Raw genomic sequence first — 19,579 nt, 5'->3', positions numbered from 1 at the left:
ACATCCCTGATATTGCCGGCCGGCAGATACTCGCAGATCAATTAACCTGTAAAGACAGATTGCAATAAAATAAAAGAGGCGCTTCTTTGTGGTGAAGCGCCCTCTTTTAACCATTATATTTTCAGTAGTTTCCTGACAATGTATTCATCTTTGACTTGTATGCCTATCAGATATATACCCTGTTGTAATCTTTCAGCATCAAAGGATACCTGGTATTTGTCTGCTCCTCCGGACTGCTTCATGTCAACCACCTGACCATTATTGAAGCTGATCACACGCACCTGAACGTCTGCTGTTTTAGATAGCTTTATGTCAACCTTAAACTGGGACGAAGCAGGATTAGGAGACACTACTACATCCTTGATCAGCGACTCCCTGTAGCCTATCAGACTGTCAATATCTGCCTGTTGCTCCTTAGGCAGGATGGTGATCTCTTTGCTGCTGGATGCGGCACATTCGCCTAATCTGGCTACCAGATCAATACGGTAAGTACCCGGTTGATCAAAGATCATCTGGCGAATACTTCCATCAGCATTACTACCGGCATCACGGCCATCAGCAGGCAGGGACCAGGTTACACTTACCGGCTTCGGACGGGATACGTCCATGATAACAACAGTATCTCCGACAGCATTATAGGTAGATACCAGGAACTCAGCCGTTAGAGCTTCCAGGGATGTAGTCAGGGAGAAAGGCGTTTCAGTGAAGCAGCCATATTGGTCTGTCACCTTAAGCGTGTAGTTACCGGTTTCGCCTACAGTCGCCTGTTGGGATACAGAAGTGAATCCGGCGTCCGATTGCCACAGGTAAGTCTTACCAGGATTGCCAGCACTCAGATGCAACTGTTGTCCTACACATAGTACGGTATCGCGGAAGCCCAGGTTAACCAGTATTGCTTCCGGCATAGTAATAATCGTCTGATCGCTCAGCTCACAGCCTTTCGCATCCTTCATTACAACAGCGTAAGTACCTCCATTAAGTTTCTCTACACCGGCAGTAACGGCACCATTAGACCAGTTGTAAGTATATGGCAAGGTACCGCCGTTCATAGTGACAGTCACAGCGCCATCCTCCGAGTAGCTGCATACAGGCTGATGAACGGTCTTGGTATACGTCAGCAAAGCAGGTTGATTGATGCGGGGTGCCAGGTTTCCTGCACAACCATGCGCATCTTTGGCCTGTAGCAGGTACTCTCCTGCGGGCAGATGTTGAAATACCGGAGTGTTCTGCGGAGGCAGGTTGTTTAATGTATAGCTATATGGCAACGTACCACCATCAGCGGCTAAGGTAATAACACCTTCAGAACGACCAAAGCAGCTGACATCTTCAAGACTGGCAACGGCTAGTTTGAACGCCGCGGGCTGGTGGAGGTCTGTTGATAATGTCACCTGGCATCCCTGTATGTCGGTCACTTTCAGGTTATAGCTACCCTGGATAAGTCCGCCGAAAACAGGTGCTGTGCGCACTTCATTGTTTACCTGATAAGTATAAGGCTGAGTACCTCCGATGGCAGTCAGCGCTATACGACCATTGGCGTCGCCATAACAAGCCGGCTCTGATTGTTCGCTTACCCGTGCAGCAAGTATATCTGGCTGGTTGATAGTTAACGGTAACATAGTAATACAACCGTTCGCATCTTTTACATAAGTTGTATAGTTACCCGCAGTCAAGGCCTCAAATGTTGAAGCAGACTGATAGTTTGCTCCGTCGATAGACCATACATATGGTAAGACACCACCGGTAGCACCAATAGTTAGCTGCCCGTTTGCTTCACCAAAACACTTCACATGTACCCTATTAGTTAATGCCGGTGTAAGTTGCGTAGGTTCATTAACAGGTGTATTAATAACAATCCTGCAGGTATATGGTACATCCCGTATCTGCACAGGGTACACACCTGCTTTCAATCCGCTGAATAGCGGAGAAGACTGAAAGTTTATACCATCCACAGAATACTCGTATGTATTATTACCGCCGCTTACATCAGCCACAGTGAGTGTACCATTACTTCCGTTCTTACAAGATACGTCAGTAGCAGTCACACGTCCTCTGATAGTAACAGGGCCATAAGGAGATAACGTCCTGGTGATAGTACAACCGTTTACATCTCTGATATATACCGTGTAGTCGCCATTCAGCAACTGACCAAAAGTTGTCTCAGTAGTATACTGAACATCATCAAGGCTGTAAGCGTAAGGCTGAAGCCCCCCACTGGTACTATTGATAATGATAGCACCTCTGTCTTCGCAGGTAGCAGGTGGATTAGAGGTAATATCGACATGAAGCGGCGCATATAATTCCTTAACAGGCAGTACAAAGCCTGCTGTACAACCATTGATATCTTTGATATGTAGCTGATAGTTGGCAGCTGGCAGGGATGTCCAGTTGCTTTCAGATCTGTATCCTGCATTGTTAAAGTCAAAGGTATATCCACCCGCGCCGCCGTTAGCAGAAAGGTTGATAGCGCCGGTAGAAGTTCCTGCGCAAAGGATATCAGTGGTGTTGATCGCCTCAATGCCAATACTGCTGAATTGAGCAACCGTTTCATCAAGACTTGTTGTACACCGGTTGCCATCTCTGACAGTAATGTGATAGGTACCCGCAGTAAGTTGTTCAAACAGACCAGAGGACTGGTAAGCGCCATTGTTAATAGCATATTCAAATGGCGCTGTACCACCGGTAGCTATTACGGTCAGACTCCCGTTATTGCCGCCAAAGCAGCTTACTTTTACAGCATTGGTCAGCGACAGGATAAGTGGAGCAGGTTGTTCTATCAGGAATGATTTAGATAACTGACAAGCATTACCATCTTTGACAGTGATGGATTTACTGCCAGCAGTCAGTCCGGTTATTACAGCATTTGCATCAAAAATACTACCATCCAGGGAATATGTGTATGTACCTGTACCACCGGAGGCTACTATTTCTATACGGCCCGTAGCGCCACCATTACACAAAGCAGGATAGGCTGCAGCAGTAAAGTCTATGGCAGTTAATTGAGATACCGTAGCAACCGCCTGTGCCCGGCAATCTTTCTGGTCTTTGATGTAAATAGTATAACTATTGGCAGGTAGGTTCTCAAACCGGGCGTTATTGTTAAAGTTGACATTATCAATAGCGTAAGTATAACCGCCATTACCACCGGCTACATTATCCACGCGTACACTACCATTAGACTGTCCATAGCACAGTACATCAATTGATGAAGCCTGTGCAGTAATAATAGCAGGTTCAATTACTGTCGCCACAACACTTGCAGCACATCCATTATCGTCCTTCGCAGTGATGGTATAAGTACCAGCTGCCAGTCCGGTAAAAGTGCCATTAGTTGGTACCAATGGGGCCGTATTGATATAATAACGTACAGTACCAGTACCACCATTTGCAGATACCGTTATCCTGCCATCTGTGAATCCGTTACAGCTTACCGGAGTAATAGCATCCTGCTGCACGGTAAGCAGCGCTGGCTGTCTGACTAATACGTTCGTAACTGTATTCTCACATCCTTTTGCATCCCTGACAGCCAGTGTATAAGTGCCCTGTTGCACAGTAAATGATTCATTTGGCTGCCAGGTTCCACCCTCCAGGCTATAGGAGTATGGCGCAGTTCCGTTAGAGCCGGCAAGTGTAATTACGCCTGTGGCAGTACCGAAACAGGCTACATCCTTCACTTGCGGCGTAACAGCTACTTTCAGCGGCGGTTGCGTTACAGTGACAGCCGGCGCAGTTACAGAACAACCTTTGCTATCGTCTACACGCATGGTATAGACGCCTGCACTTACAGGGAATGTACTTGTTTGTCGTGGCAGACTATTGTTGATATAGTAAGTGTAACCGCCATTACCGCCACCTGCATTGACAGTTATAGATCCATCAGACATATCCCGGCAGATGACGTCTGTAACATTAACAGCGGTAATCACTAGCGGAGCAGGGGCAGCAATAACGGCCGGCTTATTCAGCGTAACGCCGTTAGCATCCTGTACCCATATGTTATAGTTGCCACCAGATAGTTGAGTAAATACAGCCTGGTCTCTGCGGTATGCATCGTTGTTTAAACGGTAAGAGTAGGGAGCAGCACCGCCGGTTACAGCAACGCTGATCTGACCATCAGCTATATCACTACAGGAAGCACCGGTGGTAGTAAAGGTAAAATCAAGCGCCTGCAAGGTTACGTCCAGCGTAACCGGAGAAATACAACCTCTGCTATCGCGCGCATACAACCGGTAGTTGCCAGCCGCCAGTCCGTTAAAAACATTTGACTGCTGCCAGTTGGTACCATTCAGGGAGTATTCATACGGGCCTGCACCACCTGACGCAGCGACAGTTATACTACCATTAGCATTTGTGCCGGAGGGTGCTACCAGGCCGGTGCGGCTGAGGGCAACAGCAGCAGGAGTGGTTACCTGGATGTTTTTGACACAGCCATTTGCATCAGTAACGGTGAATGTATAAAGCGTACCCGGATTAAGCCCGGTAAATGTATTGTTTGCCGGATTGACAGTACCACCGAGACTAAAATTATGTGGTCCCTTACCGCCTGTGGCAGATAAAGTTACAGCAGGCGCACCGTTCACACAGGTAAGTTGCGTAAATGGCATTATTTCAGCAGCAGGATCGATCTTTACCACACCACCGTATTTCCATATACAGGGAGTACTATTTTCCGTATCAGTACTTCTCTCTACCGCAATGGCATTATACTCTCCTACCGGCATGGAGACAGACAAATTTGCTCTGTCAATCATCACATTGGTAACAGCGCCAGTCGCCCTGTTCTCCAGTTTAATATAAAACACCGGACTACCTGTGAAGGGCTGACCGTTAGCAGTTCTTATATCATTGAAATTGACAGTGCCATTCTGATTAAAACAGGCAGGTACGCTTGTGGTAATAGTAGTTGGACGAGGTATATCCGCAGAGTAAGAGAATCCCGGAGCAGACGGTACATCTACTGAGATCTGCCCGTACTGTGCGGTAGCCGAGAATATCAGGTTAGCACCGGAGGGGTTGATACCCATAGCAGATACGAATGCACTTATCTCCTGGAAATTAACAGCCAGGGTTTTACCACCTGTTCTATAGTTAACAGCCCCCCTGCCATTTACATTCAATTTCCAGACTACAGAGGAAGGAGACCCCGGCAAGCCCAGATTGAAAGTTTCTGCAGGGCAGTATGCAGGTTTCAGGTTGTCATTAGCAATAACTACCTGGATAGTAGTATAACCTGCGTTCAGCGTAGATCCTACACGCATACAGTCCTCCCGGGTTGGCTCAATAACATTGTACGCCTTGCCGTTTCCATTTTCATCGATGGTAAAATCCATACTATTGCTAGTATGACCACCCAGGGTGATACTGATAGGTCTTGTCGATGAATAGATGTGATACTGCCCGTCAGTAGCAGCATACTGCCCGCCGAATGAATAGGTATATTCAGGAGTAGATCCCACGACCTGCACCCTGGCATTTACATTTGTCCGGGTACAACCTGAACCAGTAAGTCTTATGGTAGCCCCCCAGCCAATTTCATAGATCGTTTGTTGCGCATACGCACCAAATGATACGAATAACAGCGAAAGGGATAGGATAAATTGTTTATGCTTGAACATAAATTACGAGCTAGTAATTAAGGGTTATTTCTTCGGTAAACAGGGATGAACCATCCGCCTGACGTTGCAGTTTCACTTTATACCTGTATACGGTATTGATCAATAGATCAGTATCTATGTACTCTCTGGCATTACCATCCAGCGTTTTATAGAGTCGCATCGGCGTGGTATCTGCGGCACGGTACACCCATATGCGGGTTACACCTTCAGGCAGCTTCCATCGTAACCGGATGCTTTTATTATCCCGATCTATAGCTGCTTTCAAGGTACGATCTCCTTCAAGGTTACCCATATCGATACGCTGCATACTGAGTACTTTTGAAGTACCGGTCAGCTGACTATCATCGATGGCCACTACCTGGTATTGGTATTTTACCCCTCTTTCGCACGTAGTGTCTGTGAATGAAACAGCGCTATCGCGTAAAAGAAACATTTTAACCCCTACTGCACCTTCTATTGTACGCAGAAGCCTGTAAGCTACAACGTCATCGCTCGTACTTGGCTGCCATTGCAGGAAGATGCCCTCCGCAGAGGCATGGGCATTCGTAAATACAGGCGGTACGGGAGGTACCACGTCTGGGCGCTTCAGCTGTAATACTGCTGAGTATTCAGACGGGTTATAATGCGCATCTAATGCAACTATTTTGTAATAGATATACTTCGTCAGTGTCTTTACTTCAATTGTATCAGCAAAGTGGTTACTGCGTGCCGGAGTCCTTGTTACCTGGACAAATTCAGCGTCAGGACTATTTGCCCTGAACACTCTGTAACCGTATATATCTGCTTCCGTATTAGCTTTCCATGTTAATTGCACATACCCCGAATCACTGATCACCCCAGAAAGGCTATCAGGCACTGCCGGAGGAATACTATCCAGTAGCTGTACAAACTGTGCGAAGGAAGACATAGAGCGCCCATCTGCCAGGTAAGCCTTGACTTTATAGTAGTTGGAAGCTTTTGGTGCATCGTCCATAAATACAGTATCTGCCGGAGAAAGGAGTTGTTTATTGATCCTGACATACTTCTTTTTAAGGCTGCTGCTACGTTCAATGTCAAAGCCGCTGACCTTCACAGGCGAAGGTGGCATCATCCACTTAATAAGTATGCCGTTATTTAAGATCGCTGTACCAGTGATAGAAGGATGGGCATCAACAGCTTCCAGCACCATAGTATGGATAGTGTCAGAAGCCGCGCTGATCTGACCAAACGGCGTAATACCATATATACGGTATACTTTCGGCTGACCAGGTTTAGGCACTGTATCAATGTAGAAGATGCGCTGCTGTGGCTGATCATTTACACCCTTATCAGCGTTCACAATAGGTTCTTTTGTTACACGGGTAAAGGTCTTACCATTATCATCCGAGCGCTCAAGGATGTAGGCATTATAAAGGTTACTGAACATCACCTTATCCCAGCTGAGCATAACTGCCTTGGTTGTTTTTTCAGCACGGAGGTCTCTTGGTGCAGGTAAAGACTGTTTCTCCGCAATGCCGATAAAGGCAAATCCTGTATCCGCTTTTACACCATTGATATATACTCTATAGAGGTATTTTTCACTTTTAGTGACCTCTTTATCTACGAAAGCCAGCCCTGATGCCTTTGCCACTATCCATGACTGATCAGCAGAGAATAATGCGAAGCTGTAACGGTTATCCGCCTCCTTTGACTTCTGGTAGATAGACATCACACTACCACTGCCGCCGCCAGCAGCAGTCAGGTCGAAGTCTTTCCCATACAACGCCTGAGCAGCAATAGCACCCCACCGCTCATCTATTTGGACTATCTTCTCCCATTGTGGCAATGGCAATGGTTTGACAGGTTGTGCAGTCAGCAGTTTTTCTTCCGGCACTGACAATACTTTCCCGTCACGCAGGATGGTATACCGCTTAATTACATATCCCTGCATGTTGGCCTGCTGCCAGAAACTTGTATTGACCGGAGCCCAGCGCAGCAGAATAGAATCTTCTGCTGCAGAAGCCAGTAATGCTACACCCGTAGCTGCTTTTTTCTGTGCCTGCCCTTGTAAGGTAAGTAAACATAACAGCGCAGACACCCCCCATTGACACAAACGCCCAACTACTCTTATCATACTTATCAGTTTATATTCCTGAGAAAGGAATGGTGATTACTTTTTCTGATGTTACCGTATTGGTTCCGGGCAACACATACTTGATTTTAAACTTATAGCTACCAGCTGTAATACGCTTGTAAGGCCTGATCAGTATTTCCCTCATCCGTTCAGGCGCAGCGGCAGGATTAGTAGCCATGACATCAGCAACACGTGCCTGCATGTGTACATAGTCATATGCCATATAGTAAGGTAGATTATATACAAATACCGATGCGCCCTCGCGGATACGCTCATTACTATCTCCTAGCTTGAGCCCCGCAGGATGCTGTCTCAGGTAAATAGCTTTCACCGGTGGCACGCCCATGACAGCAGTATTTCTCCAGTTCAGTTCAAGTGCAGATGATACAGGGTACCCGGCATATACATAAGGATAGAAGTTGTCCATGTACCATGGAATACCTTCAAGTACTGCTTCAAATTGTAATACCTGGCTGTTACCATTCTCGTCTATTTCCTGCGCATCGAACAGCTCATTATTGGTTTGCATGAATCTAAGTTCATCAATACCATTATCGAGCGGCCAGCTGGTAGCAACAGCAGGCAAACGGTCTACCTTTTCGCTGAAGGTGCTGTATATCGAACTTCTAAACTGTAACGTATAGATTACTCTCTCCGTAAGATTATTCAAGGTACCTTCTGCTGTTTTAGTCTGCACAGTAAGACTTCCAGTACCTGCATTGCCGGCACTAGTTTTAGTAATAGTAACGTTCCTGTCTATATCTGCGTTTTCAACAGTTGGCACATGCAATAATTCAAGGGTGTATATCTTGTCATTTTTCAGATGCTGAGGCATAGAGAAACTCACCTTTCCGGTGGTGTAGAACAATGGGAACTCTTGCGGCGTATCACCTTCTGCAGTTAAGCGGCCTATCTGTTTAAAATCATTGCTCTTTGCAAAAAGGTTGTCCTGTCCTTTTTTCAGCAGGATGTATCCATTGCTGCTTTCGCCTTTGTAATAGTTACGCTGGTTAATAACCGGATAGGTGAAAGAGACGTTATCCGGGCGAATCACCAATGGCTCTTTGTCTGTAATGAAGTCATGGTCTATCACTTCAGCATATGGCGCGCCGTCTACCATATACGGCGTCCAGCTACCATTGCTCTCCTGCTCAAAGCTGATGCGCGCAGTCATTCTGAGTGTCTTCTCACCCGGGAGGATATTTGGCGTATGCAGGATTACTACGGTGTTATCGCTGTTCCATTCCATGGTCGCCGGGATATTATTAGCGCCTTCACGTATATTGAAGTATTCGAGTCTGGCGCGGAAGTTCAAGCGTTTGCCAATATCATCAGTAATGTTAAACACCTTTCCTACCGGCATATTAAAGACAATCTGTGGGGCTACGAATACGTCAACCGCGGTAGCACCTTTTGCTGGTGTATAGTCCCCGATCACCTGCACACCTGCTTCTGCGAAGATATTATTGCTAACGATCTTACACTCTTTACCCAGCGTAACTTCAAATTTACAATCGCCGCTGACCATACCGCCCAGTATACTAAACCGTCCACCTACAATACCGCGCATCCAGGTAGGATTAGGCAGTTTTGCCTGTAGTACAGCTGCTGCACCCAGATCAATAATATCAAAGTTGCCCTTCTTGAAGAACAGATTTACCCTGATACCGATCTTCCCCTGGAAGTATGCATATACCTGTCCGTTGGCAAACCAACCGTTGATACCGATAGGTCCGGATTTACCTTCACAATGGAAGTTATCTCCATAATCTTTCATCATCACGTCAAAGCCAAGTCCTGCGGCAAAACGTGCATAGAACATGAGGAAAGACATATCTCCTGTGTCAAAGTTCAGCCCTGCACCAAATGCGAACCCGGTACCACTACTCAGGGAGTTCATATCCCGCATGTAGTCAAGATCCATCCCGCCCAGGATGGACGATACGTTAGCAGGTGGCGGCGGACTACCAGGTAGGTCTTTCCCTACCATAAAATAGGATGATGCCTTTGCCAGATCAAGGATACTGATACTTACAGGATTATCCGGCGTGCCCATATACATATGCCATCCGTCAGGACCAGCATAGATCTCGCCTTCACCAGCTAGTCCGCGGTTACCAGTACCTTTTATTACGCCCGCCACATTGATGTATGCTTTCAGATTGGCATAGAAGATCTCATTTTCAAAGTCTACATCTACCATTAGTCCAACAGAGATAGCTCCTTCCGGCACAATCTGGTTAGGATCGTATTTATCTGATTGTCCGTCATCTGTCTTCAATTGCTTTTCGTACATCGTCTTCATGACATCTGTACCTGTAGCGATTGGAATACTGAGCACATTGCATTGTCCACGGAAGGTGATGCGGTTAACGCCACCCCCTTTATTAAAGGATATCTCAAATGCGACTAGTCCGTTAATAGCCTTTTCGCTGCCAGCAATAAACTTGATAGAAGCTTTGACACCAATGCCGGCGTTAGCATCCGGCTTGTACCTGACACCTGTAGAAGTCGCACCCAATTTATATTTTGAGGCATCATCAGAGAGGGCGATAGGCTTGACGCCATAGTAGAGTCCTCCGCCAAATCCTTTTGCAGCAATAGCCGGAGGAATGATGAGGAAGGCCGTTGGAAAATCAACCATGATATCGGCGTACCAGTATTTATGTTCCTGCACGGCACCAAATAATGCCATGGCATCCATCTTCAGGCTGCCACCGCACATATTGATACTGGCCGCGATACTACCTTTGAAACCATCACCATATACTTCATCGCTATCGAAGTGTTCAAGACTTCCTTTTAGGGCAAAGGCACCCTGGTTAACATCAATTGCAATCCTGCTTATTTTCACATTGCTGAACCGATAACGCTGGCGACCATCTTCCTGCTGCAATACTTTACCTAAGACAGCTAATGAGGCATCTGCAGAGAACCCATTTTTGCTATCCTTCGCATTCATCAGGTTTACGTTCACATCAAAGGAAATACCTCTCTTCTCACCGTCTTTTACAAAATTGATCTTATTAATCGAAATGCCGTATCCACCTATCTTTGGCATTTTCAAACTACCTGTCAGGGCAAAAGTACCACTATGGATAAAGGGTGCTTGTGTAGATACCACCAGCTGTTCAAATCTGATATCAGGAACAGAAAGCATCGTACCGGATTTACCTGAGCTATCGGCAGATGACTTTCCCAGAACAGACATGGTACCTGAAAGATTAGCCATCGCCTGAAACTTCCCATCTTTCACAGCCACCTCCAGGTAAGACGATGGTAGCAGCATGACATTGGCGGTGAAAATGTCGAAGTCTACACTATCTTTAGGTTTAATATTGAATACATACTCTTCTCCTGGGTGAAACACCGCATTATAGTCAAATCGTGTTGTGTCACCTGTAATAGGTACATTTACGCCGCCTACCAGGGAACCAGCCTTTAACTGATTAGCTACAAAGTCCAGCTTCACCTCATCTACAGAAAAAGACCATCCACCCAGATCTCCGTCTTCCAGTGGTATCAGGTGTTTGGCACTTATTTCACCACTAAACCCTTTTTCATCTATAAGGGCATTCCGGACAGCGAAGGCTTTTGCCTTTTTACTTTTTCTGTCTTTCAATTCTGGCGGTAACTCAACTGTAAATGCACGCAGGTAAAAGCCGCGCCAGAAAGACTTGTCATCAGCAGTATATTCCGTGGGGAATACCATGCCGGTACTGTTATTATCATCGCTGAGGTCAATTACTGCATCCTGCACAGTGAACGTTACGTTCTTTACACCTCTCACCTGGAAAGGCTCAATAGATACAGCTGCGAGAATATCATTGAGGTCAGTTACAGTAGTCTCAAACTTTGCTTTTACTCTGTCTTGAAGGTTCTGCGTACCGTCTGGGTTGAGCCTTACCAGCTTTTTAGTCATGTCAATCTCGGCTCCGATACCCAGCTTTTTAAAACCATTACAGTCAAATTCAATGTATGTCTTTCCGGGCATGAAGGTAATAGCAGTACTATCCCCAAATAGTCTTACTGGCACCTGGTTAACCAGCTCCATACGGGCAGTGCCTACTAATCCACCCTGGCTACTCAGGGGGACTCCTCGGGCGGCAAACATGAGTTCTTTATCGCTGCCCGGCAGGGTAACAACCATAAAAGTAGTGATCTCAGCATGGTCAGGCAGGAAGCGGATACTGTCTACGATGACAGGCGGCTTTCCATTATTGCCACCGCCAATACCCAGTGGCAGCTGAAAACCTCCGGAGGTATCTTTTAATTTGTCATAAAGAGATGTACCGTTGAGCGCTTCAGTCACCCTCCGTTCCTGGACAAGCTTCCAGCAGTCATGGATATGCTGTTCCAGTGGCGTGCGCTGCTGGGCAAAGCCAGGCAATGCAAAGCAACAAGCAATGATCAATAGGTATAGATGTCTTATCATAGGATAGGGATGGCTCGTAAGCCTGTATATAAGAATGTGCTTATTTAAATTATATTCAAAAGGCTTTTATAGCATCTGCACTATTTATTTCCAGAGACGCGTTTCTCAAAATCCGGATGTACAAGATATGTCTCGATCTCTTCATCACCATCCTGGATAACGGTATCTATACTATAGACGATACTATATTTTACGAAAACATCGGCCATGCGGGCAAGCAAAAGCTTGTAGTCTGCTTCTGTACCGAGGTACTTTGCCGACATGTAATAGTCATCGGTCTGGTGCTGGCCCGAAGGCTCTATCGAACAACTGAACACATTACCTTCAGAAAGCATAATAGTACCCGATTCAATGAAGCGACTACTGTTTTCCGGAAGTACTTCTTCTATCGTACTGCGTATGTCCTCTAATTTTCCGAGCAATGAAGCATATATGGAGATTTCGTTCGTCATATTTACTGTTATTTCGGTCTTGGTAATGACATGTTAGGTAATAAATCTACTGAGCCGCCCTTCACTTGAAAAGAGATATTTTCAATATTAAGATCAGGGTATGCTGCCTTCATTTTATGATATAAATCCTTGCCTCCGATTAAGATTTCATCATTGGTATAAGTACCAAACTTTCTATCCAGCATTGCTCTTTTAAAGCTCCAGGCCGTATTATTGTAATTACCACGATTGGCATCAATATCTCTGGCTATCTGCATCAATTCGTCCGTACTCTTACCTTCCAGCTGGAGCCCTTCGCCACTGATTTTATTCTTAGCCTTTCCACTGAATCGTTTAATAAGGATATCATTGAACTTCCCTTCTGAGATGATAACAGCAATATCTACATCCTGTGCCGCCTGAGTTCTTAAAGCGGAACCTTGTATAATGACTTCCGCATCGTCCAGACCTATTCCTTTCAGTCCATCATACATATCCTTTCCGAATGCTTCCAGTTCTTCCACACTTGTGAACCGTTCAGGGTATCCGCGTTGCTTGATCTTTATATGATGCTCCATTTGCTGAAGCATTTCTTCTGCACTCCTGGCCTTATCTTTTCTGCAACTTATATAAATAAAGTCTTCAATCAGCTCATCACTGAATTTCAACTCTTTCCCTTTCTGTATCATCCGCATCAATTCCTCGTCAGTATGAATAAGCTCAAAGCGTCCCTCCAGACCTTCCATTCTCTTCAGTAGTCTTGCTTTGAACTGCTGAGCTACTGTAGTCAGCTCAGCTACTGCCTTTCCTGCACCTTCAGTATCTTCCACAATACCCAGGATCGGTTCACCTTCTTTTTTAGCAATTTCTATTAAGCGGGCGGCATCCTGCGTGATGATCTTACTTCCTTCACTATCTGTCATGTAGCGTATAGCACGCCATTCCCCGCTCAGATCTACGGACGGTGGTACTCGTACATTCACAGGTACCCCATCCATCACCAATGCCAGCTGCGGCCAGTCTCCCCAGAATACCTTTTCCAGGTTACCCCCTAATGTTTCCAGAAATATCCTACCATCCCTGATGGTAAGCGAAAGGTAATACTTACCCCACGAATACAATGCCCTTCCACTTACATATACCACTTTGGCCATAAATGCCGTACCGCGCAATAACAGGGCGATAGGGTCTATCCAACTGATAATGTCAGCAATCTTTGCAACCTCTGCCACACCAGCCAACGGTGCTACCAGTATTAATATATTGAATACAATCTTTCCACCTGAGGCTGCATAGGTACAGGCATTTCCGCCACTGAAGGTCTTTTTAATTGCTTTGGCGATCATTGGTGCCAGACAACTACCCAGCTTCATGGCTCCCAGCTGTGGCATGACGATGGTGTATGTAAGTGAATTGGTATTGAGGTCACACTTATCTACGAAGGATGATATGGTTTTTGAAAAGTCGTCCCGTACACCATTTTCATTGGTCACCATCCTTACCATCCAGCCGGCAAGTTTAGGCAGTGACGCAATCATTTCCACGAGACCATTGTATGCTCCACACATGAACGCAAACTCAATCTGCGTCAGGTCAAAGCCGTCCATCTTAATATCTGTACCCAACGCCAGCTGAGCCAGAAACTCGGCTTTTAATATATAGGAAGAGCCGGCAGCCAGATATACATAGTATAATACGGGATTATAATCTTTTACGCCTTTCTCGTTCACCGAAGCAGGGTTGTAAAACCTCTCAGGTATCTCTGCTTTTGATATCAGATGAGACAATCCATCAAAGAACCCTGCGAGTGTAAAGTTAGTAGGAGCCAGTCCGAGTTTTTCCAACACACTGGCTGCTGCCCGCATAAACATGTTCACATGTTCCGGGTTCGGGATATCTTTTCCCAGTTTCAGGTCAGCATGTACTGTCTTATCTGCATCAAGGTACAGGTATAGCAAGATATCCTTCGGTGCAGGATTGCTCATGATGGCATTGATCTTCTCCAGCTTTTCCCTTGGGGTTTTGTAATTGGCGATAAATACACGCGCTGTGTAACCGCCGTTCTGTACCTCAAGGAAGCTATTGATCAGCTGTTGCAGTTCCGCTTTTGACAATACGCCGGCATAGTCATATACCAGGCTCTCAGATGTAGCTGCGGGATCGCCCTCAGGACTCCCCTGCTGGTCAATGCTTCGTTTTGCCAGATCATTCAGGAAAGAGCCCTCCCCTGGTTTATAATGATAGGGCAGTTCGGGATGTGGTGTTAGCACATCCTTGTTAAGCCATGCATTCTTTAATGCCTGCGGATAAGCGATCAGATACTTCTTTACATTTGCCATCGAGGGCAGATACGGATCTATCCTCTCGTTCATTGCCCGCAATTCACCTGCTGTCCAGGTCTCATCACCACGGGCATCCATGGTGACGCTCACATTGTACTTCTGGCCTCCCAGCATTACAATTACACGACCACAAACAATTCCTACCCTCTTCTGATAAGACTTAAAAGCTGCATTTTTAAAGATCTCCAGGTTCAGGGCCTTCATTTCACTGATGATCTTCGTGCGGATGTTGTCGTTCGTCCATGGCTGATAATTCGTCAGATATGAAAGATCAGCATTCTCCGGAATCTCCCTGGTGAGGTTGATATACCAGTTATTGAAAACTATTTCGTATACACCAAATTTATTACTGTCATTGACTTTTACCAGTTCATCATTGACTTCGGTCACCTCCTCGTCACTCAGCAATGGCAAGTCATCATTGATATTGCGCTGCTCAATGAATTTACCATTCCCATCCAGTACGATAACATACTTGTTCCTGGCAGAACGGTTATGCCGGTCATTGTAATCATTCTGTCGTATTAACCTATTTAATGCGATTACTCCTTCATGAATAACTTCCTCATTACCTGACGCAGTTGCTTCTCCTGCAGCAGATGCAGGAATAGCTACCAGCAAAGCCAACAACAGCTGTAGTATATGGACACGATTAATGTATCTTTTCAAGAACTTCATTTACCCAGTTTAATATGGATGTTTTCACATCCGGCAATATTTCTTCCTCTTTGCTGATCTTAAGTGCATTGCTGATAAAGGCGCTAAACGGCTGATCCTTTATTTTAAGCATGTCAACTACTTTCTTCTCATCCTGCTCAGACTTACTGTTGTCGAGAATTTTCACAATAGTCGCCAGGTCCAGTTTCTGTTGTGCAGACTGGAAAGCAGCAATGACATCTGGTAAGGTCTTCAACGCACTTTCCGTTACATCAACAACTTTTGTAACTGAATTATCGGTTTCATCTGAGATCTTGAAGCCTAATTGACTATTATGTTTATCTATAAATTCTTTCGCTTTATTGTATTTCTCATCAAAGTCTTTCCGCAGACTATCAATCTTCTCATCCGTGTATTCCTGGCGTAGTTCTTTCACTCCTCTACGGAACAGGCCAAGCAATTTCTTCACTTCATCCAGTGCTTGCCTGAGCATATCTTTGGCCTGTTCAGAAAGCTTTTTCAGTTGCTCAGCCACCTGCTTTGCCTTTGTCTGCTTTTCTTCAGGCGTGAGCTGCTGGTCTTCTTTCAACTGCTGTAACTCCTGGAGTTTAGTGCCTATTTCACCCAGCTTTTCAAGCGTAGCATTATCTAACTCATCCCAACCTTTCATCTTTTCCAGGTCAGATAACATTGCTGCGGCATCAATTGCTTTCAGACCTGCAGTATCTATCTTTGTGACAATATCTGTGATATTGTCCAGGTAGTTATCCAGCGCTTCATTCATATCCTTCGTCACGTCCTCGATATTCTCCCTTTGCAGCTCTATGACGCCAGCATACATTTTCTTGTCAGTATTCACGCTGATATTCTTAAACACTACCGGCAAGGTGACCATGTCCAAATAAGGCACCTTAATCTTACCTGTCCCGCTGAATGAACCATTAGCGCCTTCTGCTCTCTTAATAGATACTTTAAAGTCTCCCGCAGTGATGATGTCTCCTTCTTTTAGCTGTTCCAGTCCTTTCTGGTTAGTATTTTCTTTCTCAGTGACTACCTTTCCGCATACAAAATCGCCTTTCTCTAGGTTCTCATCAGGCATGTTAAATGACTGTATAGTCGAATAATCACCATATCCCCACATACATTGTGCATTCACCTGGTACTCGTACTTTTTCCCAGCTTTAAGTCCGGTAATAGTATACTGAGGCAGATAACTATTCTCTTCATACCACTGAGAAGGATGATCCCCAGCTTCTCTATACCTGATAGTAAAAGCCTGTTGCGACACACCGGGAGCCCAGGTCAGCTTTAATTCGTGCTTACCTGCAACAGCAGCAATGACATCTGCCGGAACACCACATTTCTCTCCATAGGTAAATCTTACAGCCTCGCTGAAACCGTCATTAATAAACATATCCTTCCCATCTGCTTCTATTGCCTGGATCTGTACTGCATAATTCTTTCCAGGGGTAAGCATGGGCTCTCCCGGGCCATATATCAGTATAGTCTGTGCAGTCATTGTTTCATACACAGGACGGGTAGTGCGTAAGGCATCATTAGGGTCCCGGTTAGCAGGGATTAACTCAACCATCCTGAATTTATAGGCTACATTAAACGCTGCATTAAAGGAAGCAGTATGACGTGGCACCCATTGGAACACCAGGTTCTGAGGTTCCATTGCATCGACTTTGCTGTTGGCCATAGGAAGGTTAATGATAGGTGGGTAGCTCAGGAAGGTAGAGACTACTGCATTTCCCTGATTGGATACCACTATATTCCTGGTGTAGTCCAATACTTCTACCGAAAACCGGTAAATACCTTCGGGCAACTTAGCCCCTTGTCTGCCAAATGCTTTTGTATCCATCCCCTGGATCAGCAGGTTCTGGGGATTGAGATACACAGCCAGGTCGGTACCACTGAGTGTCTGCATTTCTCCTCCCTGTAGCACAACCGGTACTGTATAAAATGCAGGTTTACTCTGCAGTGTAATACCAAACCCTTCAATCTTTATTCTGAGCCTGCACTTATAATTTGTTACTGCAATATCTTTTAGCAGCAGGTGAACCTGCATACGTTGCAGATCCGGCGCTGCATAGTCATTGAGGTACAGACTGTAAGGCGGATTGATCTGCATTGTCGCCATTACGGGATAACTCGTCTGTGCAAAAGCCGTATTAAAACATGACAATATGGTCAGCAGTAACCCAAGTATATATCTGGTACGTTTAAACAAGTTCACTCTGCTTTAAAAATTATAATTATATCCCAGTGTAGTGGTCAGCTCAGATACATTCCTGCTGCTGCCCCTGGTATTGGTACGGTCCAATGCTATAATATTCAGATTCAGGCTATGGACTTTCCTGATGGTATAGGCACTGCCAGCTCTCGCTGTCAGTATGCGGGATGTGTTCTCGCCATTGGTATAACTGCTGTTCCAGGAAACGGTTCCGCTAAGGCGCATTTTCTTCTCCAATATGGTTTTATTCACACCAATAGTTGGCCCCAGTGTAAGAGAAGACATTTCTGTGGAGGAGCTTCTGTTAGCGTTAAACCCCGCCATTACTGACATCTGCTTTGGTATAAGCTGAAGATTATAGGATGTATTAAGGTTGTAAAATGCTGCTCCGGAAGCCTGCTTTACGCCACCCTGCTTATCTGATGACTGCATATACGACAGGTTGCACACCAGCATCTGCATCTTTTCCTTACTGCGGGACAGATTATAATTAAAGCCTGCGGTCGCGTTACTAGACAACTGCGTATAGTTCAGCGTGTCCAGGTTCTCATAAGGGGTAAGCTGATTCAGGTAGTCAAACTCCGACCGTATATTAACGAACGACTGGAAGTTAGAGTAGCTGAGGTTCAGATTAAGCTTTTTGGTAGCTGCCATGCCGATATTCACCGCACCTACAAAACGGCGCATCGTACTCAGCTTATCATTGTTCAGGTTGTTTCTTTGCACACCTGCATTTACAGCGGCAGTCATTCTGTCTTTCAGCATACGTACCTGGAGATTACCAGTGATGTTCTCAAAGTCGTTGGTAAAATAGTATGCACCCAATGTTTTGTATTCCGGTGCCACCCATTCATACCCGATGCCCAGTGTATAATGATCGCCATTATATCCCAGACCTGCCTTGTAGGCGCTATATAAAGCAGTAGAACTGTTACTGCTGATAAGTCCAGCAGTGGGTACCTTTACAGTTCCGGCACTGTCTGTTGCCGCACGGGTGTCCCTGGTGAGGGCGCTTACTGCTACCTCGGCATTGAACAATAGCCTTTTAAAGACCTGCTTCGAGACATTGAGCCCCATAGCTATATTCTCCTGGGGTGTTAGTGTATATATCTCTGGTAGCGGACGAATAGAGTTTTCATCATCTTTCCCTCGGAACAGCATCACTTCTATATTATCTTTTCCTGTACTGTAGCCGGCTTTAAAGCCATAGCCCATTCGCCTGTAGGCAGGTATGATATCGCTTCGCAGCGTATCTGCCTCCACCGACTTTTGCAACCTGCCATACATAACACTGAACTTAAAGCGGCCCGGCGGAGCAAGGTCTACACCAATACCATTAAACAAGTGCCCTGCCAGTGTATAACTGGAGAAATTCATGCTGGAATAGCCGATATGCCCGGTGATCCACTTATAAGTGGGCGTCAGGCCATATTGATTGAAAGGCTGGGAAAATGCGATGTTGCTCTGATTTGAGTAATTAAAACTGAAAGGCACTGACCATCCATACAGGTCGATATTGAGGTTACCATTGAGAAAAAAGTTATAGGGATCCCTCCGTCCGTCGCCCAGTCCGGAGGACCAATAGGCTATCTGTTCCAGTCCGAGACCGCCAGTAATTTTCAATGGCTTTTCTTTGCCAATAGCATCTAACCGCTGTGCTGATAATGTATGACTCATACAGCACAGAACAGCAGTAAACAGGATCAAGGGCCGTAATTTGTTTACGATACGGGTATAGGTCGGGTAAAACTTACGCAACAGTTCGGGTTTTCAT

General features: G+C 45.6%; 7 protein-coding genes. All 7 read right to left on the bottom strand.

Annotation, left to right across the window (positions count from 1 at the left end; all coding sequences use genetic code 11):
- Window positions 1-113 precede the first annotated feature (113 nt).
- Entirely contained in the window at window positions 114-5,612 is a 5,499-nt protein-coding gene (locus K1Y79_RS25615; RefSeq protein ID WP_220253064.1) for a T9SS type A sorting domain-containing protein, read from the bottom strand.
- A gap of 10 nt (window positions 5,613-5,622) precedes the next feature.
- Window positions 5,623-7,704, bottom strand: a complete 2,082-nt coding sequence (locus K1Y79_RS25610; RefSeq protein WP_220253063.1) for a fibronectin type III domain-containing protein — start codon at window positions 7,702-7,704, stop codon at window positions 5,623-5,625.
- Between the two features lie 10 nt (window positions 7,705-7,714).
- On the bottom strand, window positions 7,715-12,139 hold the full coding sequence (locus tag K1Y79_RS25605; protein WP_220253062.1) for a hypothetical protein: 4,425 nt from the start codon (window positions 12,137-12,139) through the stop codon (window positions 7,715-7,717).
- Between the two features lie 80 nt (window positions 12,140-12,219).
- On the bottom strand, window positions 12,220-12,591 hold the full coding sequence (locus K1Y79_RS25600) for a hypothetical protein (RefSeq protein ID WP_220253061.1): 372 nt from the start codon (window positions 12,589-12,591) through the stop codon (window positions 12,220-12,222).
- 8 nt (window positions 12,592-12,599) lie between these two features.
- Window positions 12,600-15,590 carry a hypothetical protein gene (locus K1Y79_RS25595; protein ID WP_220253060.1) on the bottom strand — a complete coding sequence of 997 codons (2,991 nt, stop codon included), beginning with the start codon at window positions 15,588-15,590 and terminating at the stop codon, window positions 12,600-12,602.
- A complete protein-coding gene (locus K1Y79_RS25590) occupies window positions 15,565-17,802 on the bottom strand; it encodes a fibronectin type III domain-containing protein (RefSeq protein WP_220253059.1) in 2,238 nt (745 codons plus the stop codon). Before K1Y79_RS25590 ends, K1Y79_RS25595 begins: the two co-directional genes overlap by 26 nt.
- Before the next feature lie 12 nt (window positions 17,803-17,814).
- Window positions 17,815-19,482 carry a hypothetical protein gene (locus tag K1Y79_RS25585; protein WP_220253058.1) on the bottom strand — a complete coding sequence of 556 codons (1,668 nt, stop codon included), beginning with the start codon at window positions 19,480-19,482 and terminating at the stop codon, window positions 17,815-17,817.
- Window positions 19,483-19,579 lie beyond the last annotated feature (97 nt).

Origin of the sequence: Chitinophaga rhizophila, assembly GCF_019492185.1 — a bacterium.
In the GTDB taxonomy this organism is placed as follows: Bacteria; Bacteroidota; Bacteroidia; order Chitinophagales; family Chitinophagaceae; genus Chitinophaga; species Chitinophaga rhizophila.
Note: the sequence above shows the minus strand (reverse complement) of the source record. Positions and strands in the feature narration are given on the sequence as shown.

What these genes read in the sequence shown, in the direction of transcription:
- K1Y79_RS25615 (WP_220253064.1), bottom strand. Translation starts at nt 5,612, where the DNA reads ATGTTCAAGCATAAACAATTTATCCTATCCCTTTCGCTGTTATTCGTA.
- K1Y79_RS25610 (WP_220253063.1), bottom strand. Translation starts at nt 7,704, where the DNA reads ATGATAAGAGTAGTTGGGCGTTTGTGTCAATGGGGGGTGTCTGCGCTG.
- K1Y79_RS25605 (WP_220253062.1), bottom strand. Translation starts at nt 12,139, where the DNA reads ATGATAAGACATCTATACCTATTGATCATTGCTTGTTGCTTTGCATTG.
- K1Y79_RS25600 (WP_220253061.1), bottom strand. Translation starts at nt 12,591, where the DNA reads ATGACGAACGAAATCTCCATATATGCTTCATTGCTCGGAAAATTAGAG.
- K1Y79_RS25595 (WP_220253060.1), bottom strand. Translation starts at nt 15,590, where the DNA reads ATGAAGTTCTTGAAAAGATACATTAATCGTGTCCATATACTACAGCTG.
- K1Y79_RS25585 (WP_220253058.1), bottom strand. Translation starts at nt 19,482, where the DNA reads ATGAGTCATACATTATCAGCACAGCGGTTAGATGCTATTGGCAAAGAA.